The sequence below is a fragment of the Desulfobacterales bacterium genome (genome assembly GCA_030066985.1).
Taxonomy (GTDB): domain Bacteria; phylum Desulfobacterota; class Desulfobacteria; order Desulfobacterales; family JAHEIW01; genus JAHEIW01.
The window spans coordinates 95,551-112,603 of sequence record JASJAN010000008.1; the positions used below are offsets into that span (position 1 = coordinate 95,551).

At 51.5% G+C, this 17,053-nt stretch carries 18 protein-coding genes; 12 read left to right on the forward strand and 6 right to left on the reverse strand.

What is annotated here, in order from left to right:
• Positions 1-18: 18 nt before the first annotated feature.
• Both QNJ26_06310 and QNJ26_06315 read left to right on the forward strand, forming a co-directional pair.
• On the forward strand, positions 19-822 hold the full coding sequence (locus QNJ26_06310; protein ID MDJ0985138.1) for an SAM-dependent chlorinase/fluorinase: 804 nt from the start codon (positions 19-21) through the stop codon (positions 820-822).
• On the forward strand, positions 819-1,859 hold the full coding sequence (locus QNJ26_06315; protein MDJ0985139.1) for a hypothetical protein: 1,041 nt from the start codon (positions 819-821) through the stop codon (positions 1,857-1,859). Before QNJ26_06310 ends, QNJ26_06315 begins: the two co-directional genes overlap by 4 nt.
• A gap of 160 nt (positions 1,860-2,019) precedes the next feature.
• Here the strand turns inward: QNJ26_06315 and QNJ26_06320 are convergent, their stop codons facing one another.
• Positions 2,020-2,637: a class IV adenylate cyclase gene (locus tag QNJ26_06320; protein MDJ0985140.1), complete on the reverse strand. Its 618-nt coding sequence runs from the start codon at positions 2,635-2,637 to the stop codon at positions 2,020-2,022.
• 154 nt (positions 2,638-2,791) lie between these two features.
• Here QNJ26_06320 and rplM point away from each other — a divergent pair, with 154 nt between their 5' ends.
• The 3 genes from rplM to QNJ26_06335 all read left to right on the forward strand — a co-directional run bounded on the left by rplM (position 2,792) and on the right by QNJ26_06335 (position 5,560).
• Positions 2,792-3,229 carry a 50S ribosomal protein L13 gene (gene rplM, locus QNJ26_06325; GenBank protein MDJ0985141.1) on the forward strand — a complete coding sequence of 146 codons (438 nt, stop codon included), beginning with the start codon at positions 2,792-2,794 and terminating at the stop codon, positions 3,227-3,229.
• Between the two features lie 38 nt (positions 3,230-3,267).
• The gene (rpsI, locus tag QNJ26_06330) at positions 3,268-3,663 is read left to right on the forward strand and encodes a 30S ribosomal protein S9 (protein MDJ0985142.1); all 396 of its coding nucleotides are present in this window, start codon (positions 3,268-3,270) and stop codon (positions 3,661-3,663) included.
• Positions 3,664-3,841: 178 nt separating this feature from the next.
• On the forward strand, positions 3,842-5,560 hold the full coding sequence (locus tag QNJ26_06335; protein MDJ0985143.1) for a mechanosensitive ion channel: 1,719 nt from the start codon (positions 3,842-3,844) through the stop codon (positions 5,558-5,560).
• A gap of 176 nt (positions 5,561-5,736) precedes the next feature.
• Here QNJ26_06335 and QNJ26_06340 read toward each other — a convergent pair whose 3' ends face one another.
• Positions 5,737-6,285 carry a hypothetical protein gene (locus tag QNJ26_06340; GenBank protein MDJ0985144.1) on the reverse strand — a complete coding sequence of 183 codons (549 nt, stop codon included), beginning with the start codon at positions 6,283-6,285 and terminating at the stop codon, positions 5,737-5,739.
• 175 nt (positions 6,286-6,460) lie between these two features.
• On the opposite strand from QNJ26_06340, the gene QNJ26_06345 reads away from it, so the two are divergent.
• Entirely contained in the window at positions 6,461-7,240 is a 780-nt protein-coding gene (locus QNJ26_06345; GenBank protein ID MDJ0985145.1) for a creatininase family protein, read from the forward strand.
• A 10-nt stretch (positions 7,241-7,250) separates the two neighbouring features.
• Here the strand turns inward: QNJ26_06345 and accC are convergent, their stop codons facing one another.
• Together accC and QNJ26_06355 are read right to left on the reverse strand one after the other, a co-directional pair.
• Positions 7,251-8,609, reverse strand: coding sequence for an acetyl-CoA carboxylase biotin carboxylase subunit (gene accC, locus QNJ26_06350; protein ID MDJ0985146.1), 1,359 nt, complete (start codon positions 8,607-8,609; stop codon positions 7,251-7,253).
• A gap of 18 nt (positions 8,610-8,627) precedes the next feature.
• On the reverse strand, positions 8,628-8,894 hold the full coding sequence (locus QNJ26_06355; protein MDJ0985147.1) for a hypothetical protein: 267 nt from the start codon (positions 8,892-8,894) through the stop codon (positions 8,628-8,630).
• 234 nt (positions 8,895-9,128) lie between these two features.
• On the opposite strand from QNJ26_06355, the gene QNJ26_06360 reads away from it, so the two are divergent.
• The 6 genes from QNJ26_06360 to QNJ26_06385 all read left to right on the forward strand — a co-directional run bounded on the left by QNJ26_06360 (position 9,129) and on the right by QNJ26_06385 (position 14,497).
• Positions 9,129-10,121: a TRAP transporter substrate-binding protein gene (locus QNJ26_06360; GenBank protein ID MDJ0985148.1), complete on the forward strand. Its 993-nt coding sequence runs from the start codon at positions 9,129-9,131 to the stop codon at positions 10,119-10,121.
• 88 nt (positions 10,122-10,209) lie between these two features.
• A complete protein-coding gene (locus QNJ26_06365) occupies positions 10,210-10,713 on the forward strand; it encodes a TRAP transporter small permease (GenBank protein MDJ0985149.1) in 504 nt (167 codons plus the stop codon).
• Positions 10,713-12,020 (forward strand): TRAP transporter large permease subunit, encoded by a 1,308-nt coding sequence (locus tag QNJ26_06370; protein MDJ0985150.1) that lies wholly within the window; start codon positions 10,713-10,715, stop codon positions 12,018-12,020. Before QNJ26_06365 ends, QNJ26_06370 begins: the two co-directional genes overlap by 1 nt.
• Positions 12,021-12,064: 44 nt before the next feature.
• On the forward strand, positions 12,065-12,838 hold the full coding sequence (locus QNJ26_06375; GenBank protein MDJ0985151.1) for a 5-oxoprolinase subunit PxpA: 774 nt from the start codon (positions 12,065-12,067) through the stop codon (positions 12,836-12,838).
• Positions 12,839-12,845: 7 nt separating this feature from the next.
• Positions 12,846-13,553 (forward strand): 5-oxoprolinase subunit PxpB, encoded by a 708-nt coding sequence (gene pxpB / locus QNJ26_06380; protein ID MDJ0985152.1) that lies wholly within the window; start codon positions 12,846-12,848, stop codon positions 13,551-13,553.
• Entirely contained in the window at positions 13,550-14,497 is a 948-nt protein-coding gene (locus QNJ26_06385) for a biotin-dependent carboxyltransferase family protein (protein MDJ0985153.1), read from the forward strand. Before pxpB ends, QNJ26_06385 begins: the two co-directional genes overlap by 4 nt.
• A 305-nt stretch (positions 14,498-14,802) precedes the next feature.
• Here the strand turns inward: QNJ26_06385 and QNJ26_06390 are convergent, their stop codons facing one another.
• The gene (locus QNJ26_06390) at positions 14,803-16,002 is read right to left on the reverse strand and encodes a Xaa-Pro peptidase family protein (protein ID MDJ0985154.1); all 1,200 of its coding nucleotides are present in this window, start codon (positions 16,000-16,002) and stop codon (positions 14,803-14,805) included.
• Positions 16,003-16,041: 39 nt separating this feature from the next.
• Complete coding sequence (locus QNJ26_06395; GenBank protein ID MDJ0985155.1) at positions 16,042-17,052, reverse strand: ATP-binding cassette domain-containing protein; 1,011 nt, start codon at positions 17,050-17,052, stop codon at positions 16,042-16,044.
• Between the last annotated feature and the right edge of the window lies 1 nt (position 17,053).

The following is a 17,053-nucleotide window of genomic DNA, read 5'->3' on the forward strand; positions in this document are numbered from 1 at the left end:
AAACACGGAACGATTCATATGTCTGTGATTACAATGTTAACGGATTTCGGCACTGCTGATGAATATGTTGGTGTGATGAAAGGTGTTTTACTTTCGGTTTGCCCTGAAGTATCGGTGATTGATATTTCACACCACATCGATCCGCAGGATGTCACTCAAGCGGCCTTGCTGATACCCGGTTATTTTCATTATTTTCCGCATGGAACAATCCATATTATCGTCGTAGACCCGGGCGTTGGCAGCCAACGCGCCATTTTAACCGTTCAATTTCGCAAGCATTTTTTTATCGCTCCGGACAATGGGGTGCTAAGTCTTTTGCTGAGAGATCAAAAATCTGATACAATTATTCGGGTAGAAAATTCCAATTATTTTCTCAAGCCGCTGAGCGCTACTTTTCACGGGCGCGATATTTTTGCTGCGTTGGCCGGGCATATGGCCTGCGGCACCAAGCTCGATGTGTTGGGCACCCGAATCCAAAAGCAGGACATCGTGCAGTTAAGCGATTTGACCTGTCAGGTTTCGGATAGCGGAGCGCTTGTTGGAAAAATCGTATCCATTGATCGCTTTGGCAATCTGATCACCAACATTGATTCGATTCAGTTGAATGCGTTGTGCGAATCGGATACGGCCAAGCAACCCCAGATTCAGATCGGATCGCTGACGATTTACGGTATGACCAAAACTTATGCCGATGCGGACCCGGCGACACCGCTTGTTCTCATCGGCAGTCGCGGATATATGGAGATTGCCCTGAATTGCGGCAATGCGCAGCAGCAGTTGAATGCCCATAAGGGAGATCCCATTCGTGTAACCTTATCATGAACATTGACAAGTATAAAAAAACACGCCGTCGGGGCGCTGACAGGCGCTGGACGCTATTATTTATCGGCGATCATGGAAAACAGTACACCATAAAGCGATTCAAGGTCATTATCGCGACGGTGGGGTGCGTATTTCTGCTGGTGCTTGCTTTTCTGGCAATTCTGTTATGGGGTCATCAAAAATCCCTTGCCGAAAATAAAGATCTTCAAAGACGATTGCAGAATTCACAGCAACAGATCGAGACGCTGCGACATGAAAAAGAGATTCTGATGGCCCGACTGGTGGTCGCTGAATCACAATCCAAAGAATCGCGCCTAAATCAGACGCCTCAAAAAAATCCTATTGCCACCAAAGCGGCCGGCAACGTTGTGCCGCCGGCAAGCGTACCCAAGCCGGTTCCCAAACCCGAAAAAAAGCCGTCTGTTGCTGCGGCGCGCCAGCTCCCAGCAGCAGGTCCACAGGCAAATGAAACAGAAGCGGTGATGAAGGTCGCAGTGGATAATTTCAAGGTGTCACGTGATGCAGGCAAGGGGACCGTAACGGCACAGTTTAAAATAAAAAATACCAGCTCCGGCAACCTGCGCGCAGACGGTGTTGCGGTGGTCATATTAAAGGGTAACGATCTGACAATATACCAGTGGTTGGTAATGCCGATGGTCGATCTTGTCGAAAATAAACCAACCGGTAAACGCGGTAAACGGTTTGTTATCAAACGGTTCCGCACCATGAATTTTACCTCGCGGGCACCGAAGTATGCCGATCAATTTCAGCTTGCTGAAGTCTATGTGTTCAGCAAGACCGGACAGCCGCTGCTAGAGCGGGAATTTGCCATCAAATTGCCCCCACTACCGGCTGTGGCCGTCGAATCACCGGCTGCAGCGCCACCGAAGGCAAAACCGGCTGCATCGCCGTCACAACCACCGTCATCTGAGCCCACGCCTGCCCAAGAGACACCTGCCAGCCCGTCTGCCCCCAGTGAAGATCCCACCGGGGGTGATGTGCTTGAAGAGTTGGAAAACGCACCGCCGGTATTTTAGATTTCAGGTGTCAGGTGTTAGGTTTCAGGTGTCAGCTTGCTGAATGTTTTATCGAGAGGTGTAGTTTCTCCGTCACAGCTATGATGTCACAGCCATCAGAGCCCACAGATGGGCCCTCTGGTCTAAAACTGACACCTGACACCTGAACACTGAAGCCTATTTAGGTTTTAGCATCGCCAACTTCCAATTGATTCAAAAAAGCGCCAACATCCAAGTCATCAGATTGGAAGTTGTCAAAGGTGACGTCCCCAAATGCAAGCTGGCGTTTTTTCTTGAGGAATTCAAATATTTCAAGATAATTCAGCAAAATACGTCTGTGCCACTTTAAGTCGAGCTGGGCGGCATGCTGCCGGATATGGTCCTCTGGGCCCTCGATTTCCAGGAAGGTGCCATAAGGCATGGTATCCAGAAAAAAGGCTGTTGGACCCAGAATCAAGGTTTCACGCCATTTTTCATAGCGTTGCACCGCCCGCAGGCCCACCCGGACCAAGATCTGATGCAGGGTCTCAAAGTCAGACACCTCGACTTCCAGTTCATTGAAAATCTTAAAATCCCGACTGGCCTTCGCCGGTCTGGATTTAAATGTCAGTATGGCCTTTTGGTCCTGACGCAGTCGCAACAGGGAATGGTTCTTGATTAGGTTATGCCCCCTATCTTCGTAGCGAATATTGTTCTCAAATACACGCCCCAACGATTCGGCCCCCAGAGCAACGATACGCCGCTGCATGCGGTCGATGTCTTCCAAGTAAAATTTGACCTCTACTTCACGTTTTTGCATGTTGACTGATCCTTGTTGTATGTGGATTACCCTTTTGTAGGACAATAAAAGCAAAATGAATGGGTTGTAAAGGGCCAATATTACTTTTTTGCTTGACAAGACGCTATATTTTGCTTAATTTTGCCGGATTATTTAATTTGAGGAGATCATAAAGGTGAAAAAATATACATTGAGTGCGAAACGTACGGACAACCCGCAAAAGTGGTATGTCATTGACGCCAAAGGGGCTGTGCTGGGACGACTGGCGACCCAGGTGGCCCAGCGTCTACGCGGTAAACATAACCCCCAGTTTACGCCTCACGCAGACACCGGTGATTGGATAATTGTGATCAATGCCGATAAAATCACCTTGAGTGGTCGTAAAATGGACCAGAAGGTTTATTATCGTCACAGTGGATACATCGGCGGGTTAAAAGAAATTAAAGCCAAGGATCTGCTTGAAAAACAGCCTGAGGCCCTGGTGCGTTCCGCCGTTAAAGGTATGCTGCCCAAGAACAAACTTGGCCGACAGCTTTTTAAGAAGTTGAAAGTGTATGCCGGTGATGCCCATCCGCATGAAGCGCAACAGCCCGAAACGCTTTCATTTTCCTAAGATAAAAAAACCGTTTAACCCATCATTTGAGGAACCCAATGCCAAAAGAAAATATCTATTACGCTACCGGTAAACGCAAAAACGCCATTGCCAAAACATGGCTGACGCCCGGCAGCGGTAAAATTGTCATCAATAAACGCCCTTTGGAGGACTATTTTCCGCTGGAGACCTTGCAGACCGATTTGCAGGAACCCTTTAAGCTGACCAACACCTTCGGTTCCTTTGACGTCAATGTCAGCGTGAAAGGCGGCGGAATCGCCGGTCAGGCCGGAGCGGTTCGGCACGGCATCACCAAAGCACTCATCTTAACAGACGCCGATCTGCGGGCACCGCTGAAAAAGGCCGGTTTCGTCAAACGCGATCCCCGGGTCAAAGAAAGAAAAAAATACGGTCAGAAGGGTGCCCGGGCCCGCTTTCAATTTTCAAAACGTTAAACGACTTTTTTGTTGGATAGCAAAGGGGAGAGACAAACGTCGATCCCCTTTTTTTACTGATGCCAACAAGATATGCTTCCAGAATGACCTCCGAATAATAAAATCAACAAAGTATTTTGTTTCTTAATAATTTTTGTTAAGATTTTATTGCCATTCAAAATCCATCATCCTAAACACCATGAAACTATATCGGCTACATATCAGTCTCGTTTTTTACCTGGCGCTGCTTTTTTGTGGGCCGCTGGTTGAAGCGATCGAAGACCCAACTCCCCTCAAGCCGCCTGATACCTCCAGTCCCCGGGCGACGACGAAAGTATTTAGAGACAATATAAACCGGGCCTATCAAAAAAGCCTGGTCAGTGGATATAAGAGACCCGATGTCGATGTTCATCTCGACCGTGCTGCTGCGTGCATTGACCTGAGCAAGGTTGCGCCCAACGTGGTCCAGGATGTGGGCGTCGAAACGGCATTGCTTCTGAAAGAGATCTTCGACCGCATTGAATTGCCGCCCTTTGAAGAGGTACCCGATAAAGCAACGGTTGATTCTGAAGGCCTGACGCGTTGGACGATTCCGAATACCGCCATAACGATTGTCAAAGTTGAAGAAGGACCGCGTCAGGGGGAATTTCTCTTCAGCGCCGATACGGTTGCGCGCGTGCGGGAGTATTACGACAATGTGGCGCATCTGCCTTATAAATCCGGTGCCTCGGTTGGCGCCTATGAGGACTATATTTTTGGGCCCGGGCCGATGATTCCACAAAGATGGATCCGCAAACTACCCGCCTGGGCCAAATTTGGCATTCTGGATCAGGCGATATGGCAATGGTTCGGGATGTTGCTCACATTATTGATCGGGGGCGCACTGACTTTTCTAGTCTTTCGCTGGACGCGGCACAGGCCCACTGATACTGAGAAAACAGATGCCGAACCCACGGTTGCCAGATGGTCCTGGCGCCGGCTGGCCTTCCCGGTCGTCTGGATTCTGCTCATCCTAATTAGTGACTATTTTTTGGACGAACAGATCAATATTACCGGCCAAGTACTTAAAATAACCAAAATTACTTTGCGGGTTCTCTTATTTATTGCCAGCGGCTGGGCCATTGTTGTCATTGGCAACGGTATTGCGGAATTTATCATCACATCCAAACGGGCCTTTGCCAGAACCATCGATGCCAATCTGGTGCGACTCGTTACCCGCCTGGTCACTTTGGTGCTTTTGTTTGTGCTGCTGTGGAATACGAGTGATTACCTGGGGATGTCTTTTACCGCGGTGTTTGCCTCGGCCGGTATTGTTGGTCTGGGTATTGCCCTGGCTGCGCGAGAAACCCTGGCCAACTTTTTCGGGGGCATCAGCATTTTTTTGGATCGCCCGTTTAAATCCGGCGATTATATTGTGCTGGATTCGGGTGAGCGCGGTCGGGTCGTCGAGGTGGGTATGCGCAGCACGCGGATCATCACCCGCGATGATATCCTGATTTCGATACCCAATTCCCTGATCACCAATACCAAGGTCGTCAACCAAAGTGCCCCGCGCAACCGGTTCAGGGTGCGCATCAAAGTGGGTGTGGCCTACGGCTCTGATGTGGACCAGGTGCAGGAAGTGCTGCTAACCGCTGCACGTGACAATAAAATGGTGGCCTTTGTGCCCGATCCGCGGGTTCGATTCCGGCAGTTTGGTGACTCAGCCCTTGATTTTGAGCTGCTATGCTGGGCACGGCGCCCTGAAGACAGGGGCCGCTTGGTGCATGAGCTTAACCTTCAAATTTATAAAGATTTTGCTGCCGCCGGTATTGAAATCCCCTTTCCACAACGCGATGTCCACTTGCAACCGCAATCCAAAGATTTTGAAAAAGCCGCATCATCACCTTTAACCCATAAGGCGGACAGCGCGGATTGAATCTCAGCCGGCTGTCTGCCCCTCAACACAGTTGTCTGAATTGACGCGTCTATGAAACAGGCGTTGATACTGAATCATGGCGCTAAGGGTATGCTGGACGTAGTCGATACGCGCTTCGCTGACGCGCCGGTTAAACGATTGGTTAAAACCGGGGTGGCTTTGCGGTGCAACAGCTGTTAGCGGCGGCCATCAATTGACAGCAATTTGGCCGCTGCCAGCAGGACCCAGTGATCGGCCTCAACCTCGGTTTTATGGGCACGGCTGCTTGCTAAATATACCAGGGCATCGACAGCCGCCTTCAACCAGAGCGGTGAAGGGTCAAGTTCATAGAGCATCAGCAATCCCAAGGCCGCTTCACCCGGATAGTAAAGGGATTTCCATTTATCCCAGCGACCGCCCTCGGTCGGTATATATTTGCTGTAAAAACTGCCATTCGGTTTTTGCATATAGCGAAGAAAGTGTCCCAGTTTTTGCAGATCGGCGACGGATGTTTCTTCGGGCGCTATTTTTTCGGTACCGAGCAAAGTCACCAGTCCTAAACCGGTGCCACCCAGTTTGGCCTGCCGGGTTGGCGAGCTCAAGCTCAAATGCGGCTCGGACCAGATCGTCAGTAGGTCGGGCCGGTCAGGGACAGGGTCCATGGCCCTCTGCTTTAAAAATCGCCCGGCGCGGATCATGGCGGCCTGGACCCGATGATTCGGTTGCGGATTTAAATACATGGCCATTGGGTGGCTTTCGGCAGGAAAACAACGGATACCCGATTTGCAAATCAGCGGTTTTCTCAAGCCGATCTGAAGTCATCAGTCTGTTTGCCGATACCGCATCGATCTTGACAATTGATGCAAATCCTTTAAAGATGGAGCGACCATCAATCCTAAACTTTTTACAAGGAGACTGACATTGGAAAAAGACGTTTGGTTGCAGAACCTGACTTGGGAGGATGTCAAACAGAGAACCGTCGAATGCCAGGGGACGATTATCCTGCCAATCGGCAGCACTGAACAACACGGTGCCCATCTGCCGGTGGGAACCGATACCATGGTAGCCAATGCGATTGCCGAAGCGGCAGCCCAGAAAGCCGGGGTGTTGGTGGCACCGCCTTTATGGTTTGGCTGGAGTCCGCATCATCTGGTTCTGCCGGGCACGATGTCGATCAGAGCCGAGGTACTGATCGAGGTTGCTTTTGACATGATCAAATCCCTTGCCAGCCATCATTTTGATAAATTTATCCTGCTCAACGGTCATCGGATCGTTAATGTGGCCTGGATGCAAATCGCAGCCGAAAGAGCGAAAAGGGAGTTGGGCGTCATGGTGATCATATTCGATCCGGCCTATATGTCCAAAGAATTCACAGCAGGGATTGAGTGGGGTGAAGTCGGCCATGCCGAAGAGATCGAGGGCTCGCATATGTGGTATTGCTATCCGGATCTGGTGAAGATGGACAGGGCCCAAGACAACCCCCACCAGCATGATCCCATCTATCATGTGGATCCGCGCTATGCCGGTGATACCCTCTGCTATGTTCCCAGCAGCCCGGCCGAAATGGAGGTGCTGGCTAAAAAATCCGGCGGCACCTCAGGGGTTTCAACAAAGGCTTCACAGGCGTTGGGCAAGAACTATCATGATCATCTGGTTGAGCGCATGCTGGAGGCCATTGCCTTTTTACAAAAACAGTCCTAACCGCATCAGTTCAGTCAGGGTCGTTCCATTTTTCCAGAAAATGGGTGTCGATGTTGCCACGATTAAAATCTTCATCTGCCAACACCTGTTGATGGAAGGGGATCGTGGTCTTAATACCCTCAATTTGAAATTCGGCCAGCGCTCTTTGCATGCGCTTAATGGCCATGCGGCGATCGGCGGCCCACACCACTAATTTACCAATCAGGGAATCATAAAAAGGCGATATGTGATATGGGTTGAAAATATGGGTGTCAATGCGCACACCCGGCCCGGCCGGCAGGATCAGATCGGTGATGTCACCGGGGGACGGCATAAAGTTGTCATCCGGATCGGCGGCATTAATGCGGCACTCCAGCGACCAGCCGTTCAGGTGGATGTCATCCTGCTTCAGTGTTAATTTTTCTCCCTGGGCCAGCAGAACCTGCTGCTGCACGATATCGATTCCGGTCACCAGCTCGGTGACCGGGTGCTCGACTTGAACCCGGGCGTTGACTTCCATAAAATAAAAATTTTTGTTTTTATCCACCAGAAACTCGATGGTGCCGGCATTGGTGTACCCGACCAGTCGGGCGACCTGAATGGCAGTCTCTCCCAATTTGCTTCGCAATTCTTCATCAACAAAAGGGGAGGGCGACTCTTCAAGTAGTTTCTGATAACGCATCTGGATACTGCATTCCCGCTCTCCCAGATGAATAAAGTTGTCGAAATGATCGCCGAGTATCTGGATTTCGATGTGACGCGGCTTTTCGATATATTTTTCAAGATAGAGGTCCGGGTTGCCAAAGGCTGCACGGGCCTCCCCGGAAGCCACCGCAACGGCATCCGCCAGCTCCTTTTGGTCATGGGCGATGCGCATACCTCTACCGCCTCCGCCCCCCGAGGCCTTCAAGATAACTGGATAGCCTACATCAGCGGCAATTTGAAACGCTTCTTCAGGTGAGGATATGATGTCTTCACTTCCCGGTATAATCGCAATGCCAGCTGCCATTAGGTTTTTGCGGGCTGCTGATTTGTTGCCGGATGCAGCGATGCACTCAGCTGATGGTCCGATAAATATCAGTTTGTTATCCACACACGCTTGGGCAAAATCAGCATTTTCAGACAAAAACCCATACCCGGGGTGGATGGCAGCGACATCATTATTGGTTGCCGCCTGGATGATGCGATCGATGTTCAAATAGCTTTTGCGGCTTAGTGCAGGGCCAATATGAACAGCTTGATCCGCATATTTGACATGCAGCGCGTCTGCGTCCGCCTCTGAATAGACCGCTACGGTTTCAATGCCCATTTCCTTGCAAGCGCGTATGATCCGAACGGCGATCTCACCTCGGTTGGCGATCAAGATCTTGTTAAACGGCTTCTGTGCCATTGAGAACCTCGGCTGAATTCAATCCGTCTGGGATGTAGCGGTCTCGATTTCGATCAGCTCCTGGTTTTTCATGACCGGTTCTTCATTCTCAACCAGAATTTTTTTGACCGTTCCGGGCTGATCCGCCCGTAGCTCAGTGAATATTTTCATGGATTCAATCATACAGACCACATCTGATGCATTCACCTTTTGGCCAATTTCCACAAGTGGTTTTTCTCCCGGGGCTGAGGCCCGATAAAAGGTCCCCATGACCGGTGAAATGATTTTGTATGTGTTCGCTCCCATTCCGCTATCTCCTTTCAACGCTTAGAAATCATATACAATTTGCGCAGGATTACGTTCCCATCTGAAACCGGTGTTGCGCTTGGTTTGCGGTATTCATATCTAACTATTTTAAAAAACTGATGATCGTCCCTTTTTTTAAATAAAACACGCTTGACACATATTTGGAATATATGTCAACTTAAATTTCGAATTGTTCAGTATCCCATCACATCATCGTAAAAGGAGGAATTGATAATGAAAAAACTGATGCTTGTTTCGCTGTGTCTCATTTTTGTCCTCATGTCTTTTTCAGGTGCTTTGGCCAAGACGAAATGGGATCTGCATTTGAACTATCCGGCCGGCAACTTTCATTCAAAGGGTGCTCAGGAATTTGCCGATAAGGTAAAGGCAGCCACCAACGGGGAGCTGACGATTGTACTGCATCCCGGTGCTGCATTGGGCTTTAAGGGGCCCGAACTGCTGCGCGCGGTGGCTGAAGGACAGCTGGTTGTTGCCGAAGTTCCTACCGGCATGGTCGAGGGTGATGCTCCCACACTGGCGCTAACCGCCCAGCCCTTCATTTCGAGCAACGCCTTTGAGCAACGCCTTTTGTATCAGCTGGCCAAACCGACCTATGCCAAAATCTTAAAAAAATTCAATCAGTTCACCCTGTACACTTCGGTATGGCCGTTTTCCGGCATTTATACCCAGCGGGCTATCGATGCACAGGGAGATCTGAAGGGTCTTAAAATGCGGGTCTATGACGGCACCGGGCTCGCGTTTGGTAAAGCGACCGGCATTGCCGCCCGCAAGATGCCCTTCAGCGAAGTCTATCCTGCGATGAAGGCCGGGTTGTTGGATTCCATGTACACCTCGTCGGTGTCCGGCGTTGATGCCAAGGCCTGGGAGGTCCTTAAGTATTTTACGCCCATCAATATTGTCGGCCCGGTGAATATGATCAACGTCAACCTGGATGCCTGGAACAAGCTGCCCAAAAACATCCAGCAGACGGTGCTTGAGATTGCAGCTCAAATGGAAGACGATATGTGGAACCTGGCCGGCGACATGGACCGCAAAAGCCGGACCAAACTGATGGAAAACGGCATGAACATCAAGCCCGTCAGCAATGAATTCCGCATGCAATTGGACGCCATTGGCAAGCAGCTGCGAACCGAATGGGCCAAAAAAGCAGGGGCCGACGCCCAAAAGATATTAGAAGAATATGAACGGATAACGGGACGTCGCTAGCCGGACTTTGCGATCACACAATTGAGCAGGCCTGCACCAAGACGTTGCCGGGCTTGCTCACTTCCACAACCGATCCGATGGTGTCAAGATGAGCAGCCTTGTGCGGTTGATTGAAAACCTCAGTAACTGGGTGGCCCGGATTTCTGCGGTTATGCTGGGGCTGATGACCCTATTGATTCTGGTTGAAATCTTTCTTTGGAACACATTTTCAAAAACCACGCTGATTGCCGATGAGTACTGCGCCTATGGCCTGGCGGCCATTATTTTTCTGGGAGCCGGCTATTGCCTGAAAGAAAAGGGGCACATCCGCATTACCCTTGTGCTGGGCTTTTTGCCGCAAAAATTATCCAGAATCATCACCTTTGTGGCCACCGGTGTGACCACGCTGTTTATGGGTTACTTGTGGTGGTATCTGTTAAAAATGGTACGGGCGGCCATACGCTATAATTCAACCTCAGGGACGCTGACCAACACCCCTTTGTGGATACCGCAAGTGGTGATGCTCATCGGCGCCGCCTGTTTTTTGCTGCAGCTGTTTGCCACGACCCTAAAAACCTATGAGGCCATCGAAACTGGGGAGGAAGTCGTCTGATGGAAGCGAACCTGATGATGGCGCTGGTCGTTTTCGGCATATTATTTTTGACGCTGGCATCCGGTATCTGGGTGGGATTTTCACTGTTTATTGTCGGCTTTATGGGCATGGTCATCTACAGCCCGCTGCCGGCCGGCAACAACATGGCCTCCTCAGTATGGGCCACCATTGAAAAATGGGAATATGTCGCCCTGCCGCTGTTTATTCTGATGGGAGAAATCCTGTATCGCTCCGGAATTTCCGAAAAACTGTTTAAGTCTCTGGTGCCCTGGCTCTACCGGCTTCCCGGCGGGCTGCTCCTGATGAACATCGTCTCGTGCACGCTGTTTGCCGCGGTCTCAGGCTCAAGCGCTGCCACAACAGCCACCGTCGGCCGCATCACGCTGGCTGAGTTTGACAAGCTGGGCTATGACCGACGCCTGGCCATGGGCTCTTTGGCCGGGGCCGGCACCCTGGGATTTTTGATACCGCCGTCTTTGATCATGATCGTTTATGCCATTTTAGCAGAGGTGTCGATTGGCAAAATGTTTATGGCCGGTATTTTGCCGGGTTTGCTGCTGTCAGGCATTTATTCCTGCTACATCATTTACCGCGGTATCCGCAATCCTGAGATTGCACCCAAAACCCAAGAAAGCTACAGTTGGAAAGAGCGGCTGGTGGGCCTCAAGGACCTGGCACCCACCGTGATTTTGATTCTGATGGTTTTGGGAAGTATTTATGGCGGTGTGGCCACCCCGACAGAAGCAGCCGCTTTAGGGGTTTTGGGCGCTACCGTGTTTGCGTTTCTCAACCGCCAGATGAATTTAAAAATTCTATTTGAATGTCTGGTGGGCGCGGTGAAAACCAATGCCATGATCATGATGATCGTTGTGGGCGCCGGTTTTTTATCGCGGGTCATGGGATTCTTGGGCATCCCGGCGGCCATTACCCGCACGATCACTGAATTGGGTCTTTCCCCTTATATGCTGATGATCCTGCTGGGTGTCTTTTATGTCATCCTGGGCTGTCTGCTCGATGGCTTCTCGATTGTGGTGATGACATTGCCCATTGCCCTGCCCATGGTAACGGCTGCCGGTTTTGATCCCATCTGGTTTGGCATCTATCTGATCCTGATGGTGGAAGTCAGCCAGATTACGCCACCAGTAGGTTTTAACCTGTTTGTCATTCAGGGCTTGACGGACGAGCCGATCGTGCGGGTGGCCAAGTACGCCTTACCCTTTTTCTTTTTGATGCTCCTGACAACGGCCATTCTGACGATTTTCCCTAAAATTGCGCTGTTTCTTCCTAACTTGATGACCATGAAATAGGCCGCCGTTAGGATGGCACTTTTTTTGTTGAAAGGAGGCCTGCAGTGAAAAGAATCGACCTCAACTGCGATATGGGCGAGAGTTTTGGTGCCTATAAACTGGGCATGGATGAAGCGGTCATCGAATACATTACTTCTGCTAATATTGCCTGCGCCTGGCACGCCGGTGATCCGTCGGTAATGAGCCACACGGTTGCCATTGCGGTTGAACATGGCGTGGGGGTAGGCGCCCACCCGGGATACCCTGATTTGCTGGGCTTCGGGCGCCGCAACCTGGATTGCTCCATGGATGAGCTGCGCAATTACGTCATCTATCAAGTCGGTGCTCTGCAGGCGTTTTGCAGCGCTCATGGGACCCGCCTGCAGCACGTCAAACCCCATGGCGCGCTGTATTTGACAGCTGTCGAAAATGAAGACGTCGCGCGGGCAGTTGCCGAAGCCATCGTACAGGTGAATCCGGATCTGCTGTATGTCGCATTGGCCGGTGCCAAAGGGCAACTCATGACGCGTATTGGCCAGGAAGTCGGACTCAAAGTGGTTTACGAAGCCTTTCCAGACCGGGCTTACAGCCCTGAAGGAACCCTGGTCTCCCGGCGCCTACCCGGGGCGGTGATCAAAGATCCCCAGGCGGTTTCAGAACGGGCACTTAAAATGGTTCAAGAAGGTGTTGTCATTGCAGCCGACGGCACCACCATCCCGTTAGAAGCCCAAACTTTGTGCGTGCATGGTGACAATCCTGAGGCGGTGGCGCTTGTCAAAGGCATTCGCCAAACGCTTGAGGCCGATGGGGTAGCGGTAACGCCCATGGGAAAGGAATGAGTGCCTGATGCCAAGCGGTTTGTTTGAAAAGGCGCGGTTTCGCACCGCAGGTGATCGTGGGTTGCTGGTTGAATACGGCGATGTCATTGATCCGATGGTCAACAATAAGGTCAGGTCCATGGCCATCGTAATGGATGCCGATCCGCCACAAGGGGTGATTGAGATCATCCCCACCTACCGCTCCCTGCTGATTATTTATGATCCGGTAGTGACCCATCCCGATGCGCTTCAAAAAATGCTGGAAACATCTGAAGATCGGCTTGACGACATCCAGATAGCATCCCCACGCACTGTTGAAATTCCCGTCTGCTACGGGGGAGAGTTCGGTCCTGACCTCGACACCGTCGCTGATGCCAACAGTTTAAAGGCAGCCAAGGTTATCGAGCTGCATTGCGAACCGGAATACTTGATCTATATGGTGGGCTTCACGCCCGGCTTTCCCTTTTTGGGGGGGCTTTCCGAAAAACTGTACACCCCCCGGTTGGAAACCCCGCGTACCCTGGTACCGGAAGGGTCGGTAGGGATTGCCAACAACCAGACCGGTATATATCCGGTTGCCAGTCCCGGCGGATGGCAGCTGATCGGCCGCACCCCGGTCAAATTATTTGCCCCCGAGCGCAAAAATCCATTTCTGTACCAGGCGGGAGACCGGATTAAATTCAAGCCCATCTCGGCTGAAGATTATGCCAAGCGGATCAAAGAGGAGGCAACATGAAGGGGGTATTTTCCATACTGACGCCGGGTGGCTATACCAGCATTCAGGATCAAGGGCGTTTCGGCTATCAGCAAATGGGTATTCCCGTTTCCGGTGTTCTGGATGCGTTTGCCTTCCACTGCGCCAATCTGCTTGTGGGCAATCCGAAGAACAGCGCTGTAATGGAAATCACCGTCATGGGGCCCCGTCTTGAGATTATGGCAGAAGCCGATCTGGCGGTGACCGGTGCTGACATTAAAATGACCTTAAACGATCAACCTTTGGAAACCTGGGCTTCATTTAGCGTGAAACCGGGCGATGTGCTCGATATCCAACAGGTCAAAAGCGGCTGCCGCGCCTACCTGGCTGTTAACGGCGGCATCGACGTTCCCGAAGTGATGGGCAGCCGATCCACTTATGTGGGGGCCCAGATCGGCGGTTATCATGGGCGGCTGCTAAAAGCCGGTGATGTGATTGATTGCGTACCGGGCAGACCCCTGGTCTCACAGCGGCAAATGCCCTCTGAAATGATCCCCGCATACCCGCCAGAGCTGACCATTCGAGCGATCCCCGGACCTCAGGACGATTTTTTCAAAGAAGGTCTTGACGTTCTATTTTCCTCGGATTTTATGGTCAGCACCAAGGCCGATCGTATGGGCTACCGGCTTCAGGGGCCGCAGGTGAAGATCCACGAAGGGATGCCCAAAAGCATTATCTCGGAGCCCACCATGCCGGGTGGGGTTCAGATTCCGGCTGATGAACAGCCGATCATTTTAATGGTGGAGCAAACCGTGGGCGGCTATACTAAGATTGTGACCGTTATCTCGGTGGATCTGCCCCGGGTGGCGCAATCCACTCCCGGAGATACCATCCGTTTTGAAAAAGTTTCATTAGAAACAGCGCATGCCCTCTATCAGGAGCAGCAAAAGAAACTGCAGGCATTGGAGGACCAGCTAACAGGCTAATAACAGCATCTATTAGGCCTTACATTAAGGATCTGATTGCACCAACCTTCAATTGCTGGCAGTACGCAAAATGAATGATCGTTGGCGACGTTCGTGCACTGCCTGAATAAATTAGGGATCGTTGCAAAAGAACAGGGACCGGTGCGGTGCTGCTTACTGCTACAACGATCAAATTAACAGCCAATGCATTGTTATCGTGTCCTTATCTGTTCTTTTGCTACGAGCCCTTATGTCCGAGTTTGCACGACTTTCGCCAGCGATTATTCATGCAGCGCTTCAATCGATAAAACTTCCCAACCCTGCAATCAAACAATCACAACCTCATCCGGAAACCGTCCTAGCGGCACCAACCCGTCGTCTGTCACCTTATGGGTGTTTTCAACGCCCACCACGCCTTTTTCAGGGAAAATAAGCTTGGGCTCCAACGCCAGGGTCATACCTGCCTCAAGCGCAAGCTTTTGACCGGCTGCCAGAAAAGGGTACTCATCCAGCTCGACACCGACGCCATGCCCGACAAAGCGAATTCTTTCCTTGCCAACGCCCATAAAATACTCGTCGTAACCGCGGTTGCGCGTCCATTCCAGGGCCAGATCGTAAATATTGCCGCAGGTAACACCGGGCTTGGCTTCGGTTTTAATCACGTCCTGCAGCTCGATCATGGCGGCATGCGCTGCCATCAAATCATCCGGCAGTTCCCCGATGGAAAAAATGCGGGCATGGTCCGAGTAATAGCCGTTTAAAGCAAAGACGTAGTCCACCAGCACCGGTTCGTGCTGTCGGATGGGTCGAAAACTCGGGCCCTGGGCCACCGCCGGGCTGGTGCCGGCGCCGCCGGTGGGGGATGACAGGAAACTGGGGACTGCAGCGGACGACCCGGCCATCAGGTGCCCGTAAAACATTTCAGCGCCCCACAATCGCATGCGCACAACGCCCTGATGGCCGCGTTTGCGGGCTTCGGCTTCAACCAGACCGGCCAGCTCAAGTTCGGTGATGCCCTCCCGCAACAGCCCGGGGACCTGCTCGGCCACCTCGTCCGACAGCCGGGCGGCCTGTTGAATCCGCTCGATTTCATATGGGGATTTGATTGCCCGCACCAGGCGGATCAAATGCGATATGTCGACCAGCTGATGGCCGGCAAACATTTTTTCGTAATGACGGTAGAGGTTGACCGACAACACATCAAACTCCATGCCGATGGTGTGCGGCATCTGGACGTCATACTGTTGCAGGATATCCGGTATGGCTTTGGGAGATGGCAGCGGCACAATGCGCGATAAAGAAGACTCGGCAATGGCGCGGTCAAAGTTTTTATAAACCATTAAGACCGGCTCGGCCTCAACCGGGATCAACAGGTGAGCTTCCTGGATGGTGCCGCTAAAATAAAACAGATCGGCGCGCTGCAGGAGTAGGGCAGCTTCGATGTGGTTTTCCGCAAGCTGCTTTTTTAAGTGCGCGATGCGCTGGTCAATTTCCGATTTGGGGGTATTGTTGCGGGTATCGTACACAGGGCAATTCCTTTTCTGATTTTGTCGTATTATCGCGCTTTATAAAACCGGGTCCGTGCCGTTCCGGTCCACCTTCCAGCAGCGGACCCGATGGTTCGGGCCGACGGTGTCGAATTCAATCGCGTCGTTTTCGCAGCGCTCCTCTTTGAGCGGGCACCGATCCTGAAAACTACACCCCTCCGGCGGGTTTAGCGTCTGGCCGGCCTCATCTTCGGTTGCTTTCATTTCTGGGTCAATGTTGCGATCGGCATCCGGAATTGCGGACAGCAGCAAATGGGTATAGGGATGGAAAGGATGATCAAAAAGCGCATCGGCAGGTGCATACTCCATGATATGGCCCTTGTACATCACTGCCACCTGGTCGCACAGATACCCGACCACATTCAGATCATGGGAGATGAACAAATAGCTCAACGCCAGCTGTGCCTGGAGATCTTTCAATAGGTTAATAATCTGGGCCTGGATCGAGACATCCAGCGCAGAAACCGGCTCATCGCAAATGATCAAAGCGGGCTCCACACTTAGGGCGCGCGCAATACCAATGCGTTGACGCTGACCGCCACTGAATTCATGCGGGAAGCGATCGCTGTTGGCTGGTGACATGCCGACCATTTTCAATAATGTTTCCAGTCGTTGTTCTTGTTCGGCGCGGCTTTGAATACCGGCGATCTTGAGACCCTCGGCAATGGATTGCCCGACGGTCATGCGCGGATTCAAAGAGCCGTAAGGATCCTGAAAAATGATCTGTATTTCCTTGCGCAGCGGTTTCATTTCTTTTTCATCCAGCTGGGTAATATCCTGCCCGTTGAAGAGGATTTGGCCCTCATCGGCTTCTAAAAGCTTTAGAATCAGGCGGGCCACCGTGGTCTTGCCGCACCCGCTTTCACCTACCAACCCAAGGGTCTTACCCTTTTCAATCTGAAAACTAACACTTTCCACCGCCTTAACCCAGCCGGTGATTTTTTGAAAAAATCCCCTGCGGATAGGAAAATATTTTCTAAGGTCTTGCACTTGCAAAATGGCGTTGTTCTGGGAACCGATTGCATTCATT

Bases quoted from the DNA above. Each gene is read 5' to 3' on its own strand.
- QNJ26_06360 (MDJ0985148.1), top strand. From the start codon at position 9,129: ATGAAAAAACTGATGCTTGTTTCGCTGTGTCTCATTTTTGTCCTCATG.
- accC (MDJ0985146.1), bottom strand. From the start codon at position 8,609: ATGGCACAGAAGCCGTTTAACAAGATCTTGATCGCCAACCGAGGTGAG.
- pxpB (MDJ0985152.1), top strand. From the start codon at position 12,846: ATGCCAAGCGGTTTGTTTGAAAAGGCGCGGTTTCGCACCGCAGGTGAT.
- QNJ26_06310 (MDJ0985138.1), top strand. From the start codon at position 19: ATGTCTGTGATTACAATGTTAACGGATTTCGGCACTGCTGATGAATAT.
- QNJ26_06320 (MDJ0985140.1), bottom strand. From the start codon at position 2,637: ATGCAAAAACGTGAAGTAGAGGTCAAATTTTACTTGGAAGACATCGAC.
- QNJ26_06315 (MDJ0985139.1), top strand. From the start codon at position 819: ATGAACATTGACAAGTATAAAAAAACACGCCGTCGGGGCGCTGACAGG.
- QNJ26_06335 (MDJ0985143.1), top strand. From the start codon at position 3,842: ATGAAACTATATCGGCTACATATCAGTCTCGTTTTTTACCTGGCGCTG.
- QNJ26_06370 (MDJ0985150.1), top strand. From the start codon at position 10,713: ATGGAAGCGAACCTGATGATGGCGCTGGTCGTTTTCGGCATATTATTT.
- rpsI (MDJ0985142.1), top strand. From the start codon at position 3,268: ATGCCAAAAGAAAATATCTATTACGCTACCGGTAAACGCAAAAACGCC.
- QNJ26_06355 (MDJ0985147.1), bottom strand. From the start codon at position 8,894: ATGGGAGCGAACACATACAAAATCATTTCACCGGTCATGGGGACCTTT.
- QNJ26_06365 (MDJ0985149.1), top strand. From the start codon at position 10,210: ATGAGCAGCCTTGTGCGGTTGATTGAAAACCTCAGTAACTGGGTGGCC.
- QNJ26_06395 (MDJ0985155.1), bottom strand. From the start codon at position 17,052: ATGAATGCAATCGGTTCCCAGAACAACGCCATTTTGCAAGTGCAAGAC.
- QNJ26_06340 (MDJ0985144.1), bottom strand. From the start codon at position 6,285: ATGGCCATGTATTTAAATCCGCAACCGAATCATCGGGTCCAGGCCGCC.
- QNJ26_06385 (MDJ0985153.1), top strand. From the start codon at position 13,550: ATGAAGGGGGTATTTTCCATACTGACGCCGGGTGGCTATACCAGCATT.